Source organism: Candidatus Pantoea multigeneris (assembly GCF_011752615.1).
Classification (GTDB): domain Bacteria; phylum Pseudomonadota; class Gammaproteobacteria; order Enterobacterales; family Enterobacteriaceae; genus Pantoea; species Pantoea multigeneris.
Genome location: NZ_VWXF01000002.1, coordinates 275,937 through 295,402, shown reverse-complemented (window position 1 = coordinate 295,402; position 19,466 = coordinate 275,937). Strand labels below are relative to the sequence as shown.

16 protein-coding genes are annotated in these 19,466 nt (G+C 54.9%); 8 read left to right on the top strand and 8 right to left on the bottom strand.

Annotated features, from left to right (window positions below; all coding sequences use genetic code 11):
• The first annotated feature begins 41 nt into the window (after positions 1-41).
• From parC to ftsP, 3 genes are all read left to right on the top strand, one after another.
• The gene (gene parC / locus F3J40_RS06800) at positions 42-2,315 is read left to right on the top strand and encodes a DNA topoisomerase IV subunit A (RefSeq protein WP_167013179.1); all 2,274 of its coding nucleotides are present in this window, start codon (positions 42-44) and stop codon (positions 2,313-2,315) included.
• A 42-nt stretch (positions 2,316-2,357) separates the two neighbouring features.
• Positions 2,358-3,095, top strand: coding sequence for a 1-acylglycerol-3-phosphate O-acyltransferase (locus F3J40_RS06795; RefSeq protein WP_167013177.1), 738 nt, complete (start codon positions 2,358-2,360; stop codon positions 3,093-3,095).
• A gap of 122 nt (positions 3,096-3,217) precedes the next feature.
• Positions 3,218-4,648, top strand: a complete 1,431-nt coding sequence (gene ftsP, locus F3J40_RS06790; RefSeq protein WP_167013175.1) for a cell division protein FtsP — start codon at positions 3,218-3,220, stop codon at positions 4,646-4,648.
• Positions 4,649-4,720: 72 nt separating this feature from the next.
• On the opposite strand, the gene dkgA is transcribed toward ftsP, so the two are convergent.
• On the bottom strand, positions 4,721-5,548 hold the full coding sequence (gene dkgA, locus F3J40_RS06785; RefSeq protein WP_167013173.1) for a 2,5-didehydrogluconate reductase DkgA: 828 nt from the start codon (positions 5,546-5,548) through the stop codon (positions 4,721-4,723).
• Between the two features lie 192 nt (positions 5,549-5,740).
• Here dkgA and F3J40_RS06780 point away from each other — a divergent pair, with 192 nt between their 5' ends.
• Entirely contained in the window at positions 5,741-6,646 is a 906-nt protein-coding gene (locus F3J40_RS06780; protein WP_167013171.1) for an AraC family transcriptional regulator, read from the top strand.
• 10 nt (positions 6,647-6,656) lie between these two features.
• Here the strand turns inward: F3J40_RS06780 and F3J40_RS06775 are convergent, their stop codons facing one another.
• Together F3J40_RS06775 and metC are read right to left on the bottom strand one after the other, a co-directional pair.
• Entirely contained in the window at positions 6,657-7,319 is a 663-nt protein-coding gene (locus F3J40_RS06775) for a DedA family protein (protein ID WP_017347530.1), read from the bottom strand.
• A 104-nt stretch (positions 7,320-7,423) separates the two neighbouring features.
• Positions 7,424-8,614, bottom strand: a complete 1,191-nt coding sequence (gene metC, locus F3J40_RS06770) for a cystathionine beta-lyase (RefSeq protein WP_167013169.1) — start codon at positions 8,612-8,614, stop codon at positions 7,424-7,426.
• Positions 8,615-8,886: 272 nt separating this feature from the next.
• Here metC and exbB point away from each other — a divergent pair, with 272 nt between their 5' ends.
• The 3 genes from exbB (at position 8,887) to F3J40_RS06755 (ending at position 11,620) form a co-directional block, all read left to right on the top strand.
• Positions 8,887-9,606: a tol-pal system-associated acyl-CoA thioesterase gene (gene exbB / locus F3J40_RS06765; protein ID WP_026042580.1), complete on the top strand. Its 720-nt coding sequence runs from the start codon at positions 8,887-8,889 to the stop codon at positions 9,604-9,606.
• 4 nt (positions 9,607-9,610) lie between these two features.
• Positions 9,611-10,033 carry a TonB system transport protein ExbD gene (exbD, locus tag F3J40_RS06760; RefSeq protein ID WP_167013167.1) on the top strand — a complete coding sequence of 141 codons (423 nt, stop codon included), beginning with the start codon at positions 9,611-9,613 and terminating at the stop codon, positions 10,031-10,033.
• A 264-nt stretch (positions 10,034-10,297) separates the two neighbouring features.
• Complete coding sequence (locus tag F3J40_RS06755; protein WP_167013165.1) at positions 10,298-11,620, top strand: MFS transporter; 1,323 nt, start codon at positions 10,298-10,300, stop codon at positions 11,618-11,620.
• Here F3J40_RS06755 and F3J40_RS06750 read toward each other — a convergent pair whose 3' ends face one another.
• Genes F3J40_RS06750 through F3J40_RS06730 form a run of 5 tightly spaced genes read right to left on the bottom strand, consistent with a single transcriptional unit; the run spans position 11,621 to position 16,839 of the window.
• Positions 11,621-12,583, bottom strand: coding sequence for a Csu type fimbrial protein (locus F3J40_RS06750; protein ID WP_167013163.1), 963 nt, complete (start codon positions 12,581-12,583; stop codon positions 11,621-11,623).
• Positions 12,580-15,024, bottom strand: coding sequence for a fimbria/pilus outer membrane usher protein (locus tag F3J40_RS06745; protein WP_167013161.1), 2,445 nt, complete (start codon positions 15,022-15,024; stop codon positions 12,580-12,582). The genes F3J40_RS06750 and F3J40_RS06745 overlap by 4 nt, the downstream gene beginning before the upstream one ends.
• A 10-nt stretch (positions 15,025-15,034) precedes the next feature.
• Positions 15,035-15,733 carry a fimbrial biogenesis chaperone gene (locus F3J40_RS06740; RefSeq protein WP_167013159.1) on the bottom strand — a complete coding sequence of 233 codons (699 nt, stop codon included), beginning with the start codon at positions 15,731-15,733 and terminating at the stop codon, positions 15,035-15,037.
• 16 nt (positions 15,734-15,749) lie between these two features.
• A complete protein-coding gene (locus F3J40_RS06735; RefSeq protein WP_205297240.1) occupies positions 15,750-16,232 on the bottom strand; it encodes a Csu type fimbrial protein in 483 nt (160 codons plus the stop codon).
• Between the two features lie 40 nt (positions 16,233-16,272).
• A complete protein-coding gene (locus F3J40_RS06730) occupies positions 16,273-16,839 on the bottom strand; it encodes a spore coat protein U domain-containing protein (protein ID WP_167013155.1) in 567 nt (188 codons plus the stop codon).
• Between the two features lie 531 nt (positions 16,840-17,370).
• On the opposite strand from F3J40_RS06730, the gene F3J40_RS06725 reads away from it, so the two are divergent.
• The gene (locus tag F3J40_RS06725) at positions 17,371-19,464 is read left to right on the top strand and encodes a putative bifunctional diguanylate cyclase/phosphodiesterase (RefSeq protein ID WP_167013809.1); all 2,094 of its coding nucleotides are present in this window, start codon (positions 17,371-17,373) and stop codon (positions 19,462-19,464) included.
• Positions 19,465-19,466 lie beyond the last annotated feature (2 nt).

Genomic DNA, 19,466 nt, shown 5'->3' with positions numbered 1-19,466 from the left:
GTGGCTCGCACCGCGAGACACGAAGTGAGGACGAGAGATTAATGAGCGAATTGACGCAGGATGGTGCAGAGCGCCTTGCCCTGCACAAATTTACTGAGAACGCGTACCTGAATTACTCCATGTACGTGATCATGGACCGTGCTTTGCCCTACATCGGGGATGGCCTGAAGCCGGTACAACGCCGTATCGTCTATGCCATGTCAGAACTGGGCCTTAGCGCCAGTGCCAAATTTAAGAAGTCAGCCCGTACCGTGGGTGACGTGTTGGGTAAATACCACCCACACGGTGACAGCGCCTGCTATGAAGCCATGGTGCTGATGGCTCAGCCATTCTCTTACCGCTATCCGCTGGTGGATGGTCAAGGGAACTGGGGGGCACCGGACGATCCGAAATCGTTCGCCGCGATGCGTTATACCGAATCACGCTTGTCGAAATATGCTGAAGTGCTGCTCGGTGAGTTGGGTCAGGGAACGGTAGATTTTACCCCGAACTTTGACGGCACCCTGCAGGAGCCGAAAATGCTGCCTGCACGCTTGCCAAATATTCTGCTCAACGGCACCACCGGCATCGCCGTGGGTATGGCGACGGACATCCCGCCACACAATCTGCGCGAAGTTGCGCAGGCCGCGATTGCCCTGATTGATAAGCCTGAGACTACGCTGGATCAGCTGCTGGATATCGTTCAGGGGCCGGATTATCCAACAGAAGCTGAGATCATCACCCCGCGTGAAGAGATCCGTAAGATCTACCAGAATGGCCGTGGATCGATTCGTCAGCGCGCGGTCTGGAAGAAAGAAGAGGGCGATGTGGTGATCACCGCATTGCCGCATCAGGTTTCTGGTGCTCGCGTGCTGGAGCAAATCGCGACCCAGATGCGCAACAAAAAGCTGCCGATGGTGGAAGATTTACGTGATGAGTCTGACCACGAGAATCCGACACGCCTGGTGATTGTGCCGCGCTCTAACCGTGTGGATCTGGAGCAGGTGATGAATCACCTGTTTGCCACCACCGATCTGGAAAAGAGCTACCGCGTTAACCTCAACATGATTGGGCTGGATAACCGACCAGCGGTGAAAAACCTGCTGGAGATTATCAGTGAGTGGCTGGTGTTCCGCCGTGATACCGTGCGCCGCCGCCTCAACTATCGTCTTGAGCGCGTGCTGCGCCGTTTGCACATCCTTGAAGGTTTGCTGACGGCTTTCCTCAATATTGATGAAGTGATCCACATCATCCGTAGTGAAGATGAGCCGAAGCCGGTACTGATGTCGCGCTTTGAACTGAGCGAAACCCAGGCCGAAGCAATTCTTGAACTGAAACTGCGCCATCTCGCCAAACTGGAAGAGATGAAAATTCGCGGTGAGCAGAGTGACCTGGAAAAAGAGCGCGATCAGCTGCAGGCGATTCTGGCTTCAGAGCGTAAGATGAGCAACCTGCTGAAGAAAGAGCTGCAGGCGGATAGCGCGGCTTACGGTGACGAGCGTCGTTCACCGCTGCGCGAACGCGAAGAGGCGAAAGCCCTGAGTGAAACTGAGCTGACGCCTTCCGAGCCTGTCACCATTGTGCTGTCACAAATGGGCTGGATTCGTAGCGCAAAAGGTCACGATATCGACCCAACGGGACTGAGCTACAAAGCGGGGGATAGCTTCCTCGCGGCGGCGCGCGGTAAGAGCAATCAACCAGTTGCCTTGCTGGATTCAACGGGCCGCAGCTATACCCTTGATCCGACCTCGCTGCCTTCGGCACGAGGCCAGGGCGAGCCACTCACCGGCAAACTGACGCCACCACCGGGCGCGCTGATGCAGCAAGTGCTGATGGAAGCGGATGAGCAGAAGCTGTTGATGGCATCGGATGCGGGTTATGGCTTTATCTGTACCTTCAGTGATTTAGTGTCACGCAACCGTGCGGGTAAAACGCTGTTAACCCTGCCAGAGAATGCCAGCGTGATGACGCCATTGGCGGTACACCACGAAGATGACATGCTGTTAGCGATTACTGCCGCCGGAAGAATGCTGATGTTCCCGGTGGGTGAGCTGCCGCAGATGTCCAAAGGCAAAGGCAACAAGATTATCTCCATCCCGGCGGCAGAAGCGGCATCGGGTGTGGATAAACTGGCCTGGCTGGTGATCTTGCCTGTGGGGAGCAGTGTGACCCTGCATGTTGGTAAGCGTAAGCTGATTATGCGCAGCGAAGAGTTACAAAAATTCCGTGCCGATCGTGGCCGCAAAGGGACGTTGCTCCCGCGTGGTTTGCAAAAAATTGACCGGGTTGAGCTGGATGCACCGCAGCGTGCGGGTGATGCTGGCGGCGACCAGTAAGCCACAGGCAACGCTTCTCAGGAAAGGGATAAAGAGGAAACTATGTTACTCGTTTTGCGCACATTGATTGTTGTGCTGTACTCAATCTTAGTCTGTATTTTTGGCTGTGTCTGGTGTCTGTTTACGCCGCGCGATCCACGGCATGTTGCGCGTTTCGGCCATATGTTTGGCCGACTTTCCACGGTCTTTGGCGTGAAGGTCGAGCTGCGTAAACCGGCGGATGCAGAGCAATATGGCAATGCGATTTACATCGCAAACCACCAAAATAACTACGACATGATTACCGCAGCCAAAATTGTGCAGCCGTATACTGTGACCGTAGGGAAGAAGAGCCTGTTCTGGATCCCGTTTTTTGGCCTGCTTTACTGGCTGACGGGTAACCTGCTGATTGATCGTGATAACCGTGCCAAAGCACACGGCACCATCGGTGAATTAGTCGATCAGTTTAACAAAAAGCGCATTTCCTTCTGGATGTTCCCGGAAGGAACGCGCAGCCGTGGTCGTGGCCTGCTACCGTTTAAGACTGGAGCATTTCATGCCGCTGTAGCGGCTGGTGTGCCCATTATTCCAGTGGTGGTTTCAGATACCCACGGTAAAGTGAAGCTGAATCGCTGGAAGAACGGCCTGGTGATTGTCGAGATGTTACCGCCGGTAGATGTGAAGCAGTTTGAAACGGCTTCGGTACGTAAGCTAGCGACCCATTGCCGTGAGTTAATGGCAGCCAAGCTGGAAGAGCTGAATGCGGAAGTCGCCGAGCGCGAAAAAAGCGGTAAGATTTAACCCAGTGTCTACCCGGAGGTGACCCCTGTTGCCTCCGGTTTCCTGCCCAGTTGTACAGCAATAACAATAGCAATAAGCAAGGGATGGCGCAGATGCGCCCCGCGTAAAAGGTCGGATGTTTTATGTCTTTTAGCAGACGTGAGTTTATTCAGCTTTCCGCTGCCGCCGCGTTAGGCAGCACACTCTCTACCCCGGCGATGGCTGCTGTGGGTGGCGATACGCCATTACCGATCCCGCCGCTGCTGGAGTCGCGCCGTGGTCAGCCACTGTTTTTGACGCTGCAACGCAGCAACTGGTCGTTCAGTGGCGATAGCAACAAAGCCCCGGTCTGGGGCATTAATGGCATGTATCTTGGCCCGACGGTGCGCGTCTACAGCGGCGATGATGTCAAACTGGTTTACAGTAATCGGCTGAGTGAATCGGTAGCGATGACCGTAAGTGGCTTGCAGTTGCCGGGTGCGCTAATGGGCGGCGCGGCGCGCCAGATCAGTGCTGGTGTGGACTGGGCGCCGGTACTCCCTATCCGTCAGGGTGCTGCCACTTGTTGGTATCACGCTAACACCCCCAATCGCATGGCGCCGCACGTTTACAATGGCCTGGCGGGCATGTGGCTGATTGAAGATGATGTCAGCAAAGCGCTGCCACTGCCGAAACATTATGGTGTTGATGACTTCCCGCTGATTATTCAGGATAAACGCCTCGATAACTTTGGCACCCCCGTGTATGACCCGCCGCAAGAGGGCGGTTTCATCGGTGATACGCTGTTAGTGAACGGGGTGCAAAATCCCTTTATCAACGTCTCGCGCGGTTGGGTGCGTTTGCGTCTGTTGAATGCGTCGAATGCCCGTCGTTTCGAACTGTCACTCAGCGATAACCGTCCGTTTACCGTGATTGCCAGCGATCAGGGCTTTTTGCCTGCGCCGGTCGCGGTACACCAGCTCTCTCTGGCACCGGGTGAGCGACGTGAAGTGCTGATTGATATGTCACAAGGGGATGCCGTTACCGTGACGGCCGGTACTGCCGCAGGCTTGATGGATCGCCTGCGCGGGTTGTTCCAGCCGTCCAGTATTTTGACCTCCACTCAGGTGCTAACACTACGCCCAACGGGCTTACTGCCCCTGGTGACGGATAATTTACCGATGCGACTGCTGGCGGATCAGATCCTCGATGGCATGTCAGCCCGTACCCGCGAATTCCGTATCGGAGACGCTTCTCCTGGCATTAACGGCGCGGTATGGGATCTGAACCGTATTGATACCACGGTGCAGCAGGGCAGCTTTGAGCGCTGGATCCTGCACGCAGACCACCCGCAGTCGTTCCATATTCAGGGCGCGATGTTCCTGATTAAGCGGGTGAACGGTGCACAACCGATGGGTGAAGATCGTGGCTGGAAAGATACCGTCTGGGTCGATGGTGACGTTGAGCTGTTAGTGACGTTCCCGCAAACTTCGTCGGAACACTTCCCGTTTGTCTACTACAGCCAAACGCTGGAACTGGCCGATCGCGGCACCGCTGGACAGATGATGGTCTTGCCCACGGCGGGATCGTTTTAAGTCTGATACCCGCAAGTAAAAAAAGCCCGGCATGGTTTGCCGGGCTTTTTTTATGGATGAGCGGGGGCGATTTTAACCGCTAAAACTGTCCGGGTCCGGGCCGAGGCGTTTGCCCTGATCCAGTTTAGTGATTTCACTGATTTCTGGTTTTTCCAGACGGAAATCAAACACGGCAAAATTCTCTTCGATCCGTGATGGCGTGACCGATTTAGGAATGACGACGAGGCCACTGTCCAGATGCCAGCGAATCACAATCTGTGCCGGGGTTTTGCCATATTTCTGCGCCAGGTGCTTAATGATCTCCTGATCAAATACCCCTTCGCCTCCCTGAGCCAGCGGGCTCCAGGATTCGGTCTGAATCTGGTGCAGGGCATTCCAGGCGTGCAATTCTCGCTGCTGCAACAGCGGATGCAGCTCAATCTGGTTAATCACCGGTTTAACCCCGGTTTCATTCGCGAGGCGCGTCAGGTGTGGCTGGTTGAAATTACACACGCCGATGCTTTTTATTTTCCCTTGCTGCTGCAACTTAATCAGCGCTTCCCAGGCCTGCACATAGTGATCCTGCTGCGGCACTGGCCAATGGAGTAGATACAAGTCCACGTAGTCCAGCTGCAGTTTTTTCAGGCTTTCATTCAGGGCCTGTTCCGCATTCTGCTGCTGGTCATTCCACAGCTTGGTGGTAACAAAAATCTCCTCGCGCGGTACGCTGGCGTTTTTCAATGCCAGACCCACACCCTCTTCATTTTTGTAAATTGCGGCGGTATCGATGGAACGATAGCCGACCTCAAGTGCTTTTAGCACTGCTTGTTCCGTATCCTTTTGGCTGGCCTGCCAGACACCCAGACCCAACTGGGGCATCTTATTTCCATCATGCAGTTTGATAATCGGCTGATCTGCCATAACAACTCCTTTCTTTTGCAGTGGGCTAACAACGAGTAATTCTAGTCAACAAACGGCGCTGCTGGGGGAATTGTGCCGCAAGAAGTGTAAGGACATGCTGCCTGTTTCTACTGCTCTCTTGCCTGATCCTCCAGAACGATGGTGATTTGTACTGTCTGCTGGCAAACTGAATTTTTCGCGAGGAGCAGCGCTATGGGCAACGAAGAACTCTGTCAGCAACTGGCACAGCAGGTGATAAGCCTGATGACACAGCAACGGGAACAGCTGTGTACCGTCAACAATGTCAGCCTGATTTATGCCAACCAGCACTGCCCGCGCACGCCGCTGATGTACCAGCCCGGCATTGTGATTCTGTTTCAGGGGCGAAAAACCGGCTATCTCGGCAGCACGGTTTTTCATTACGATGCCACCAAATATCTGATGCTTACCGTGCCGTTACCGGTGGAGTGTGAAACCTGGGCCAGTCCTGAATCACCGTTGGCAGGGATGTGCGTCAGCGTGGATATTGCCGGTGTGCAGGATCTGCTGATGGAGATCGGCCATGATGAGAGCTTCCAGCCCCAGCCGCAAACGTCGGGCATTCACTCCGCTTCCCTGAGCGCAGAAATGCTCTGTGCCGCCGAACGTCTGTTGGATGTGATGACTCACCAACGCAATGCCCGCGTGCTGGGGCCACAGATCGTGCGGGAAATTATCTACCATGTACTCACCGGGCCGTGCGGCGGCGCGCTGCTTTCACTGGTGAGCCGCCAGACGCAGTTTAGCCAGATTGCGCGCGCGTTGCGGCGTATTGAAGCGCACTTTGCGGAAAACCTCAGCGTGGATCAACTGGCAGCCGAAGTGAACATGAGCGTGTCGGCATTCCATCATAACTTCAAGGCGGTAACGCAAACGTCGCCGCTGCAATACCTGAAACGCTATCGGCTACATCAGGCCCGTTTGCTGTTACTGGAAGGGGTTCGCGCCAGCGTGGCGGCGGTACGTGTCGGTTACGAAAGTCCTTCGCAATTCTCGCGTGAGTTTAAACGTTACTTCGGCGTGACGCCGGGGGAGGAAGCCGGGCGGGTGCGCCAGACGCTGGCAGAACCAGCGAACTGACGCACTGAAATCAGGCGGTTTTTTGGCGACGTTTACGCCAGATAACCACAATACTGCCGGTCAGACCGAAGAACAGCATGCACATCGGCAGCACCATCAGGATGGCCATCACCTGATCTTCATGGCGTTTGATAAACGGTACCTGGCTGATGCCATAACCGAGCGCGACCAGAATGCCTACCCAGAGTGCGCCACTCAGCCAGTTAAACAGCTGAAAACGGCCATTCTTGAGGCCAGAAATACCCGCAAGCGTAGGCAGCAGCGTGCGGACAAACGCCAGAAAACGGCCAACCAGCAGCGCCATCAGACCGTGGCGGTTGAACAACTGCCACGCACGCTGGTGATACTGTGCCGGTAGGTGCATCAGCCAGCCTTTCACTATTTTTGAGTTACCCAGCCAGCGCCCCTGTAGATAGCTCAGCCAGCAGCCAAGACTGGCGGCAGCGGTGAGGATTATCATGGTCGGCACAAATTCCATGACGCCTTTGGCGATCATCGCGCCCGCCAACAGCAACAGGCTATCGCCCGGCAGGAAGGCGGCCGGCAGTAAACCATTTTCCAGAAACAGCGTCAGGAACATCACGCCGTAAACAACCCAAACCACTTCTGGATTGGCCAGCGCAGCGAAATCCTGATGCCACAACGCGCGCACAATCTCGTGTAAAACACCCATCTGTTATTCCATCGAGTTTCAAGGATTCTATTTTAACCGGCACAGGGCTTATGCAGCGGATTGACCGCCCACGGCCCTGACCGTGGTTGAGCTAATATTGATGTTTAATGCTTTAGTCGGGCAAACCCGGCCGCCAGATCGGCAATCAAATCGTCTACGTGCTCCAGCCCAATGTGTACGCGCACCAGCGTGCCGGTGAAATCCACACCCCCCGCAGGACGGATAGCGGCTAACTCTTCCGGCTGATTCGCCAGAATCAGTGACTCATAGCCGCCCCATGAATAGGCCATGCTGAAGTGATGGAAGCCATCGAGGTAGTGAGCGAGCTGCTCACGGCTCAGCTTCTGATGAAGAATAAAGGAGAACAACCCACTGCTACCGCTAAAATCGCGCTGCCAGAACTGATGCCCTTTACACTGCGGCAGAGCCGGGTGATTGACGCGCGCCACTTCCGGCTGCTGTGCCAGCCACTCAGCGACTTGTAAGCCACTCTCTTCATGCTGACGCAGACGCACGGCCAGGGTACGCAGACCTCGGCTGGCCATATAAGCCGTATCTGCATCGACCATCTGGCCCATCAGGTAGGAGTTCTCACGCAGTTGCTCAAGGCAGCGGGCGTTGGCCACGGCGGTGCCGATCATGGCATCGCTATGGCCGATAAGGTATTTGGTTCCTGCCTGGATCGAGATATCGATGCCATGCTCCAAAGCGTTAAACAGCACACCTGCGCCCCAGGTATTATCAAGCATGATAATGGCTTCTGGCGCTTTGGCTCTGACGGCTGCAACGATGGCAGGAATATCCTGCACTTCCATGGTGATGGAAGCGGGTGATTCAAGGAACACGACGCGGGTATTAGGTTGGATCAGCTCCGCGATCTCACTGCCGATGCAGTGGTCGAAATAGGTGGTACTGACGTTCATTTTGCTGAGGATTTTGCTACAAAAATCCTGCGTGGGTTCATACACCGCGCCGCTAACCAGAATGTGATCGCCTGCAGAAACAAAAGCCAGAATGGCGTTGGAAACTGCGGCAGCACCGCAAGGGTAGAGAACACAACCGGCACCGTTTTCCAGCTCGGTCATCGCATCCTGCAAGGCGAAGTGGGTTAGCGTGCCACGGCGACCATAAAAGAGTTCACCTTTAGCGCGACCGGCAGTGGCCCGTTTCTTATCCGCTACGGTATCAAATACCAGAGAAGATGCGCGTTGAATGACGCTGTTAACCGAGCCCTGGGTATATCGCTTGCTGCGTCCTGCACTGACCAGCGTCGTATCAAGTTTTTTGGTTGTCATCACTGCCTGCTTTTGCCGCTACTCACAAAGTCTTCACGTTATCATGAAACCCCGCCTGACGTGAGTCTGATTCATTCTCAACCGCATGCCTTTTATGGCTACCCTCCACAAAAAATGTCAAATGCAGAGAATTGAGAAGGAAAAGCGCAGCATTTGATTGTAAATAGTAATGAGAACGACTATCAATTCGCTGTCAGTCTGCTATTATTTTGCCCTGATTCGGGAACTGTGCATGACAAGGTTGGAGACGCAGCGTGGTAGCCAGTGATTTGATGCAAACGGACCTCTCCGTTTGGGGCATGTATCAACATGCGGATATCGTGGTAAAAGTGGTAATGATTGGCCTGTTACTGGCTTCAGTTGTTACCTGGGCAATTTTCTTCGGTAAGTATGCTGAGCTGAGCGCTGCTAAACGTCGCCTGAAGCGTGAGCAACTAGCGATTGGTGAAGCACGTTCGCTGAAAGAAGCAGAGCGTATTTCAGCGGAATTCAGTGCAAACAGCCACAGCCTGGTGCTGTTGAATGATGCGAAGAATGAGCTGGAGCTTTCCGCCGGTGCCGAAGACACCAACGGTATTAAAGAACGTACCAGTTTCCGCCTTGAGCGTCGTGTGGCTGCCTTCAGCCGCCATGCAGGCCGCGGCAACGGTTTCCTCGCCACTATCGGTTCTGTTTCCCCGTTCATCGGCCTGTTCGGTACGGTGTGGGGCATCATGAACAGCTTTATCGGTATTGCTAAAACGCAGACCACTAACCTTGCTGTGGTTGCACCGGGCATTGCAGAAGCACTGCTGGCAACCGCCATTGGTCTGGTAGCGGCAATTCCGGCCGTGGTTATCTATAACGTGTTCGCACGTATGATTGCCAACTACAAAGCCTCTCTGGGTGACGTAGCGGCACAGGTTCTGCTGCTGCAAAGCCGCGATCTCGACCTGGGTAACTCCAAAACTGAGGCTCCGCACGCAGCGGCTCAGAAATTACGCGTAGGTTGATCTCATGGCGATGCATCTCAACGACGGCACCGAAAGTGATGGTGAAATGCATGAAATAAACGTCACACCGTTTATCGATGTGATGTTGGTTCTGCTGATTATCTTCATGGTGGCTGCGCCGCTGGCAACGGTTGATATTCGTGTCAATCTGCCTGCCTCGACCAGCACGCCACAGCCGCGCCCAGATAAACCTGTTTATCTCTCTATCAAGGAAGATAATCAGCTCTACGTGGGCAACGATCAGGTCACGAGCGATAACCTGGTGAGTGTGCTGAACGCACAGACACAGGGCGATAAAGAAACCACCATCTTCTTCCAGGCAGATAAGTCAGTGAGTTATGAAACCCTGATGAAAGCGATGGATGAGCTGCGTGGTGCAGGCTACCTGAAGATTGGTTTGATGGGCATGGAGAGCGTGCAGAAATAACGCTCGCATCCGCCAGAAAAAGCTCCCTTATGGGGGCTTTTTTTATGCCTGCGGTTCGGTGGATTTGTGGTTTCTCGTAAAGAAACTTCATTTGGTATTTAAAAATGTTAATTGCTGTAAATGCCAGTGGTTCATGCTGGCTGAGATGAACTGTTAATTTCTTGTTACTTTTGGCAGGGTGGGAGTGCGGCGAACAGTGAGGGTGGTCACGGTAATAGGGCAAATAGCAGGCTACAAGGGGGAAAAAATATAAGGAAAGCCAATATGAGCCAAAGTGAGACCGTGCCTAAGCCACAAAAAAGCGCCGCGAGGACAATCTTCAATGTCACCAGTGGCAACTTCCTCGAAATGTATGATTTTATGGTGTTTGGCTACTACGCCACCGCCATTGCCAAAACCTTTTTCCCTGGAGATAACCCCTTTGCGTCGTTGATGCTGACGCTCATGACCTTTGGTGCAGGCTTCCTGATGCGTCCTCTGGGTGCCATCGTGCTGGGTGCTTATATCGACCATCATGGCCGTCGTAAGGGATTACTGCTGACGCTGGGACTGATGGCGATCGGTACGCTGACCATTGCGCTGGTGCCGGGTTACGCCACCCTCGGCGCGGCTGCACCGGTGCTGATTCTGCTTGGCCGTTTACTGCAAGGCTTCTCCGCAGGCGTTGAGCTGGGCGGGGTATCTGTTTATCTCTCCGAAGTGGCACCTCCAGGCCGTAAAGGCTTCTTTGTGAGCTGGCAGTCTGGTAGCCAGCAGGTTGCGGTGATCTTCGCGGCGCTGTTAGGTCTGCTGCTCAACCACCTGTTAGATAAAGAAGCGGTCAGCGATTGGGGCTGGCGCATCCCGTTCTTTATCGGCTGTATGATTGTGCCGTTCCTGTTCTGGATCCGTCGTATGCTGGAAGAGACGGAAGCGTTTAGCCAGCGTAAGCACCACCCTTCCATGGGTGAGATCATGCGTTCAGTGGCCAGCAACTGGACACTGATACTGGCAGGCATGCTGATGGTGGTCACCACTACGGTGATGTTCTACATGATCACCGCGTTTACCCCGACTTTCGGCAAAACCGTGCTGATGATGAGCGATAAAGAGAGCTTCCTTGTGACGCTGGCGGTTGGGGTTTCTAACCTGATCTGGCTGCCGCTGATGGGCTCACTGTCTGACCGTATTGGCCGTCGCCCCCTGCTGATCACCTTTACCATCCTGATGATTCTGACCACCTGGCCGGTGCTGCATTGGCTGGTGGGCAATGCTAGCTTTGTTCATCTGCTGGAAGCTGAGCTGTGGCTCTCCTTCCTGTACGGCAGTTATAACGGTGCGATGGTGGTTTACCTGGCTGAGATTATGCCTGCTGAAGTCCGGGCTTCCGGTTTCTCTATGGCGTACAGCCTGGCAACCGCGCTGTTTGGTGGGTTCACCCCGGCGATCTCTAGCTACCTGATCCACGCCACGGGTGACAAAGCGATGCCGGGTGTCTGGCTGACCTTTGCGGCGGTGTGTGGCCTGATTGGCACCCTGCTGATTGGCCGGATGGTAAAACAGTACAAAGTGCGCCACGCCGGTTCACCGGCCAGCGCCTCAATGTAGTCAGAACGAGAGATCCACAGTCACGCTATCGGTGTAACTTCCCGCCGCTGGCGTGGTCTGTGAAGTCAAAATCTGGGCGGTGTAAGTAAAGCCGCTCACCGTCCCGGTTGTGGCTGGCGTGGTTGCGGATGCACTGCTCCAGCGTTCGGTTCCCAGCGGCCCCCAGCGGCTGGTGCCGGTGGTCCCCTTGTAAATCTCATACGCTAGTCGGTTAGTGCCGGATGCCATATTGCGCGTGGTGGTGTAGTAGCTGCCATTGCTCAGCCCCACGGTATAAGTACTGCCTTTACTGCAGGTCACGTTGATGGTCTGGCTTACGCTGGAAAAACTGCTCACCAGCGGTGCGCTACCAAAGCTCAGCGCAGGCGCGGCAATGGTTGAACAGTCGTTACTCAATATGTAGGTCAGCGTGATGGGAATGCTCAGCGTCCCGGTTTGCAGGCCGATGCATAAACTGCCGATGCCGATGAGCGTGCAGACACGATAGGTCGCGGTCAGCGTAATTTGTACGGTGTAAGTGCCTGCTGCCACGGTTTGGCCGGTCACTGTGGTGAAGTAGAGCGGGATGGAGAAGTTAGAGTTGCCGCCGATGCCTAATAAACTCAGTGCACTGTAGTTATAGGTGTAGCTGGCACCGTACTTCAGTTCGGTGACGCAGCCGCTATCAATACACATTTTTACCGGGATGTTGTCCGTGGTGGTGTCTTTTTTTAGCGTGGCCTGCGTTCCCGACAGATTGGTCGCGGTGGTGAACTGATAAATGATGTAGTTATCGCTGCCGAGTGAGAGCAGTGAACCGCCCCCGCAGTTGACGGCTGTGGTGGCAGACGTAGGATTGGCGGCAGAAGCTGCTGTCAGGGTGCTGGTGGCCGGGAAGGTTCCGCTGGCGGCGGCCGTGGTGCAGGCGGCGTAGCCTAAAGCGGGAAACAGAAACAGCAGAAGCATCAGAACCAGGTTTTTCATGGCGTAATCCCTGACATGGCGTTATCACTCGAAGGCACCGCCGATCCCGCAGGCAATGGCGGCAGCGCGCAGATCACCGGGCCATAGGTTTGCAGCGCTTTGGGCTGGCCATTGGCAATCTGTAAAGCGGTATGGCAGCTACGCCCATCCGGCGTGACCACCTCAATGGGGTTCTCTGCGGTTAAATCTTCCAGCCAGGCAATACCATCCCAACCGACATATGCAGTGGCATGATCCGGACGTAAAATCTGGCTGGAGAGCGGTAATGCCTGGCCGTTTTGATCGTGCAAAATTACGCTGGCGGCACGCAGCCGTTCAACAGGCATGTTGAGCAGATACCCACTCTGGCGCTTCACGGCAAAGCGCTGTTCCACTTTCGGCGCCGTCATATCGGCGGGCAGGTCGAGCGTGTCGATAGCATATCTGGCGGCGTAGTAGCTGCTGATGGAGGGCACCAGCAAATAGCCATGTTTATCGGTGCGCCCCATGGGCTGGTTTTCATAGCTCACGGTGACGTCAGGATAGTCAGTCTTCACTAACACAAAGGCATCATTAATATTGTTCGCCGCGAACAGGCTGTTATCCATCCACACCACAGAGCCCGTCACATCCGCCCACTCGGTGGTGTAAGTCCGGTCGCCATAGAAACCGGCTGAGGTGTCTATGCTGTTATTGCGATAGCGCAGGCTCGCCTGGCGATAGTCACCACGGTCGCTGCTCTGATTAGCCCACGAAGCATCAGCCGAGAAGCCCCCATCGCTTGGCATGGCGCGCGAGAGAGAAACGCGCTGTGAATTGCCACCTTGCTGGTCGTGCTCAACGCTGAAGGCGGCAGACGAACGCTCGCCAAATGGAATCATCAGTGAAATGGCTCCGCTCCATTCGCCGTTGCTCTGGTCGCGGCTGGCAGAGACGTAAATGCTGCTGTTGCCCCACAGGTTTTTACTCCATGACAGGTTCAACAGACGCGTACGCTCACCGTCAGAAGAGGAGATATCAATGTAGGCGGCACCGATGCTGCCATAATCAGCCAGTGAAAGGCTGGCGTTATACTGACTACTGCGGCGAGCGAGGGTGTAACTGTTGTTGGTATTGTCATAGCCTTGGCTGCTGGTCAATGCCAGATCGCGGTAACCGGTGCTGCGCAGCGTTTGTTGCATGCCAAGGTTGAGCCAGTTGTTGTTGTACTGATAGCCCCAACTGTACTGGGTACCGGCTTTGCCAGACATCTGGCTTTGCGCGACCGAGCCGTTCACCACCCCAAGACTGCCGATGCGCACCACGCTGCCCGCACCACCGGCGGCGATATCGTTACTGCCTTCCGCGTGGCCTTCCACCGTTAGCCAATCCAGCAGACCATAGCGCCAGGAGCCACTGGCGGCCGCGGCACCGTAATCAAAACTGCGGTAACCGTAATTCCGGCGCAGTGCCCCAGCGGCTACGGAGTAATCGGACAGACCGCTTTTTAGCAGCGTGCTGGCAACGTAGAACGGCAGCGTGGTCGTAACCTGACGGCCCAGTGCATCCGTGGTGGTGACAACGGCATCACCGGCACCGTTAACAAACGGCACATTGGTGATGGACCAGGGGCCAGCTTGTACCTGGTTTTGGCTGGATCGATAGCCATTAATAAACAGGTCCACGGTAGAAGGAACGGCGGCCTGCCCGGCGAAGACCGGCAGTGGATAGGTGATCAGGTCAGGACGCAGGCCAAAATCACGGCCAAACTGCACCCCACCAAGACGTACACTGTTACTCCAGTTGAGTGCATCAGTAGTCAGGTCGCCCACACGCCAACTGACCACATTATTTTCATCTTCATTACTCCACCAGGTGTCGTAGCGGGTGTAGCCTTTATTCGACGCGCTGGCTTCTCCCTCTAACTGCTGTTGCCAGATACCGGTGTTGGAAAGCTGGCCGTGGCTGCCAAAGAAACGCAGCTCATTCCAGCCGGAAAGACGTGAACCGCTGGAGCCGGTGCGGGTGGCATAGAGATCGTAGTTAAACAGCACGCCGCTGCTGGTGCGGCCTGGATATCGTGGGCCGTTTTTCACGCCACCGAGCGCCTGGTCTGGCAACCATGCGGGTGGAACATCCAGCAGCAGGCGCTGGCGCTGATCGTCATAAACCACTTTACTTCCGGCCAGTTGGTTAACATCCACTAACGTCTGGCCGCTTAGCTTCTCCTTCGCGATACCCGCCTGTTGTAAATCGGCACTGCGTACCCAGTAATCCCCGCGCTGGAGATTGACCGGCACAATTTGCCCACGCGCCTGTTGGTTAACCACCAGCTCCAGCAGCAGTTGCTGCCCATTGGCGTTATTTTCCAGCGTCGGCGGTGGGGGCAGTTCCGAAAAGGACTCTGCCATAGCGATAGCGGGCGTCAGGCAGCTGAGTACGCTGCCAACGGCAAGGGCACAGGGTGAGAGAGTTAGGCGCATAAGTGTGCGCTTACTGACTGGATAAGCTACGCCAGTGGCTCTTATTCATCTCCGCTTGTAGCTCTCCGCTCACCGTGCTGTTCAGCGGCCAGCGGTTACTGCTGTGTGCCAACACATAGCCAAACAGGCCCTGGCCGAGTGCGCGTCCACCAATGGTGAGATTACTCAAACGCGCGTGGCCGTTACCCTGATTATTAAGCTGGAGCCAGTGGCGACCCCCGCTGCTTACCTGCTGCCAGCTCAGCTGTGGCTTGGCACTGTCAGCCGTCACGCCGCTGCCATAGGTGAACAGCGGCACCGAATAGCGCATCTGGAAGTTCAGCCCGGCCTGATTAGGCGCAGGCGCTTTGGGCGTGGGGATCTCATCTAACACCACACGGTAGGCCAGCTCTTGCCCGGCTGGCGTTGGGTTAAGGCGAATCAGGCGAATCAGCTGTTTTTGGCCGGGATCAATGCGTACCACAGGTGGGCTAGCCACCACGCCTTGTTGGGTCTGGTACTGCTCATGTTCGGCAACTTGCTGCCAGCCAAAAATACGTACCTGCATCATCGTGGTGGCGTTGCCCCGATTTTCCAGCCACAGCTCGGTGGCTTTATCATCGGGGTTGATGACCGGGTCGATAGGCCAAATCATCACGGAATTGGCCGCATGGGCCAGCGGGGTCAGGAAAATGAACAGGGTGTAGAGTAGGGTTGCTAGCACGCGCATGGTCTGAATCCTTCATTTACCAGCTCAGGGTCACGGTAAGAGTATCGGTATAACTCCCGGCTCGAGTGGGGCCAGGTAACTGTAATAAGCCGTAGATCGGCAATGTAATATTATTGGCATTGCTAAAACTCAGTGCCACGGCCTGGTTGACCGGAATTGCTGTGGTGTGGGCGGCATTACTGTAAAGGTAATAAGCGACGGTATTGGTAAAGCTAGCCAGTTTCAGGTTACGGGTGGTGGTGTAGTTACTCCCCCCGTTGATGCTCATCGTCAGGCTGGTGCCGGGCGTACAGGCGAGCGTGATGGCACTGTTCTGTACAAAGCTGGCACTGACGCTACTGCTGGAAAGTCCGGACTGCGTGCCAAAATCGAGCGTACCGAATACGCCAGTATTGGTGCCCGAAATGACGCAACCGGCCACAATGGAGGCAGTGACCTGGAAGGTTGCGGTTGGCAACCCCCAGGCCGATGCACTACACAGCAGTAGAACTGCGGTCAACGTTAATCGCCGACGGACTAACTCCACTCAGGCAACCGACTCAATAGTTTACTGAGACGTTGATCGTGTCGTTATAGGTGCCCGCCGGGATCACCGGGTTATAACCGCCACCCACGATACGGCCATAAATGGCGTAGTTGGTCCCCAATGTCGCATCAGTGACGCCACTGGCTGCAATATTGGTATTGTTGGCGATAGCGGTGGTATAGGCAGAATCGCTATACAGGGTATAGGCGATGCCTTGGGTATTGTCCGAGGCAAGACGTAGGTAACGTGGCTGGGTACTTGCTGTGCCATAGACGGTTGCTGGTGCGGTGTTACTGCCGGTCACCTGCACGTTGAAGGTTTGGCCCGTGGTACAGCGAACATAAATACCGTTACCCGATGACCCCACCAGTGTTGCTCCCAGAGTGTCAAAAGTAGCAGCGCTAGTACCAAAGTTAAGGGCACCGAAGTTAACCCCAGTGGTAGCAGACTGGCCATTAACCAGACAGCCAGTAGTCAGCGTCAGGGTGGCAGCGATGGTCCCGGTGGTGGAAGCGGCTTGAGTGACAACAGGTATAGCGATACTCAGGCTGGTTGCCAGCAGAAAAAGCTTAAGTTTCATAATCAATCCTTACTGATTATACGGAGTCTTTGCTTTTTCACCTGGTGATACATTGATAAAAACAACCAAAATAAGCCTAAGTATTTATACTGTTTATATCTCACTTTCCTATGATTTACAGGATAATTCTTAGTAGTGCTGTATATATTTTGTATCAGTTTTCTTTACTATAGATCAAGCTCTTATCGTCTGGTTAGCAGAAAGTTCACTTTTCACTTATTAATTGCGCGTAGTTAAAATAAATTGTTTTTAACCAATGGCTTGCAGTGTAAAGAAAAAAACAAAGCGTGAATTATTCCTGCCTCTACCGCCACACCTGCATCAATGGTATGTTCGTGCATTCTTCACACGGGCCGCCACTCTGACGCACTTTTCTGATGTTTTTAAGACAAATCAGCGCAATTTGGCTCCGGCTGAGAGGGATTGTCAGCGGCGGTAAAAAATTTTTAGCACAGGAACGTGGTGACTATTTTTCTGTGCTGGTTTGTTACCGGGTGGGCTATGACTCATCACGGTTTTTGAGGAGTACAAATAATGCAGGTTAGCTGGGACACCGTTCTGGTTAGCGTTTCGCTGATTGTGGCATTTATTGCGTCTTTTACCGCATTGGACACGGCGGGTCGTGTTGCGGTTTCGCAGGGGTGGTTGGCGCGCCTGTGGCTGGTTGCGGGGGGAACGGCATTGGGGATTGGTGTCTGGGCGATGCACTTTATTGGCATGCTCGCGCTGATGATGCCAATGCGTATGCACTATGACACCCATCTTACCGCACTGTCGCTGGTGGTTGCTGTTGTGGCTTCCATTCTGGCTCTGGCGCAAGTGGTACGCGGGGCCGCATTACATCGCCAGCGCTGGCTGCTGGGTAGCGGTTTGCTCGCACTAGGGGTAGTGGCTATGCACTATCTGGGGATGGTCGCGCTGATGATTTCCCCACATCCTCGCTGGAATGTCTGGCTTGTGGCGCTGTCGGTGGTGGTGGCTTTTGCGGCCTCTGCGGCGGCGCTGTGGCTGGCTTTTCATCTACGACAGGGCGAACGCAAGCTGTTGTTGATGCGTGCATTGGCGTCACTGGTGATGGGGTGTGCGATTGCGGGTATGCACTACATTGGCATGGCGGCGGCCTCATTCAGCCTGGAGAGCCAGATTTCCTCACCCGGCGTCAGCGATGAAGGACTGGCGGTCTGGGTAACGATTGTCACGCTGTCGATTCTCGGCCTTACCCTTTTGGCATCAATGCTGGACGCGCAATTGCGCGCAGCACGGTTGGCCACCCGGCTCAAGCGCGCCAATAGCGAGCTTCAACAATTGGCGATGTTTGATACCTTAACCCGCTTGCCGAACCGGGCGCAGTTGGATCAGTTCCTGACCGCAACCTTACGCAACGCCACGCTTAACGACCAACGTTTTAGCGTGATGTATATGGATTTGGATGGCTTCAAAGCGGTGAATGACAGCTGGGGGCATCATGTGGGCGATCGGCTCTTGCTGGCGGTGACAAGCCGTCTGGCGGGGAGCCTGTCAGCGGACATGCTGCTGGCCCGTCTCGGCGGGGATGAGTTTGTGCTGGTCTATCCCGAAAGCGATGAGGAGCAGGCCATCGCGTTTGCACAGCAGCTCGTGAGCTTGATTGATCACCCCTTTGAGCTGGAACGCTACCGCCTGCGGGTTTCACTGAGCATCGGTATTGCCCTGTTCCCACAGCACGGTAAAAGCCTGCAAACCCTGTTATTTAATGCCGACTCGGCGATGTATCACACCAAACACAGCGGGCGTAACGGCTGGTGTCTGTTTGAGCCGGAGATGAGCACGTTAGCGCAGCATCAGTTGCAGTTGGCGAACGACTTGTGGCTGGCGCTGGAACGTCAGGAAATGCGGCTGTTCTATCAGCCGAAGTTTCGATCCAGCAGCAATACGCTAATGGGGTTTGAGGCGCTGTTACGCTGGCAGCATCCTACGCGTGGCTTACTGATGCCGGATATCTTTTTACCGCGCGCGGAGAAAACCGGCCAGATCGTGGCATTGGGTAACTGGGTGATTGATGAAGCCTGTCGCCAGTTGCGCGAATGGTATGACGCGGGGCACTCAGACTGGACGGTATCGATCAATTTGTCTTCGCTACAGTTTCAGCAGCGTGACTTAACCGAAACGATTAGCCAGGCGCTGAGCCATCACCGTTTATTGCCGCAAGGGGTGATTCTGGAAGTCAGCGAAAACATCGTGATGCGCGATATCCCGTTTAGCCAGCAGCGTATCAGTGAGTTGCAGCGGCTGGGCATCAGCGTCGCCATCGACAACTTCGGTATCGGTTATGCCAACCTGCTACAACTGCGCCATCTTGAAGCGTCTGAACTGAAAATTGATCGCAGTTTTATCAACAGTCTGCGCGCCGACAGTGAAGATGCCAGCGTGGTGAGTGCCATGTTGCATCTGGCTCAGAGCCTGAATCTGCGCATGGTAGCGGAAGGGGTGGAAACGGAAGAGCAACAGCACTTACTCAAAAGCCTGGGCTTTGATGCTATGCAGGGGTATCTGCTAGGCATGCCTAAACCGGCGGAGCGCATCAGCGAGTTGGATTGGCAACCGGCACCCGCTAGCGCAAGGATGGAGCCACAGGTGAGCGTCTGAAC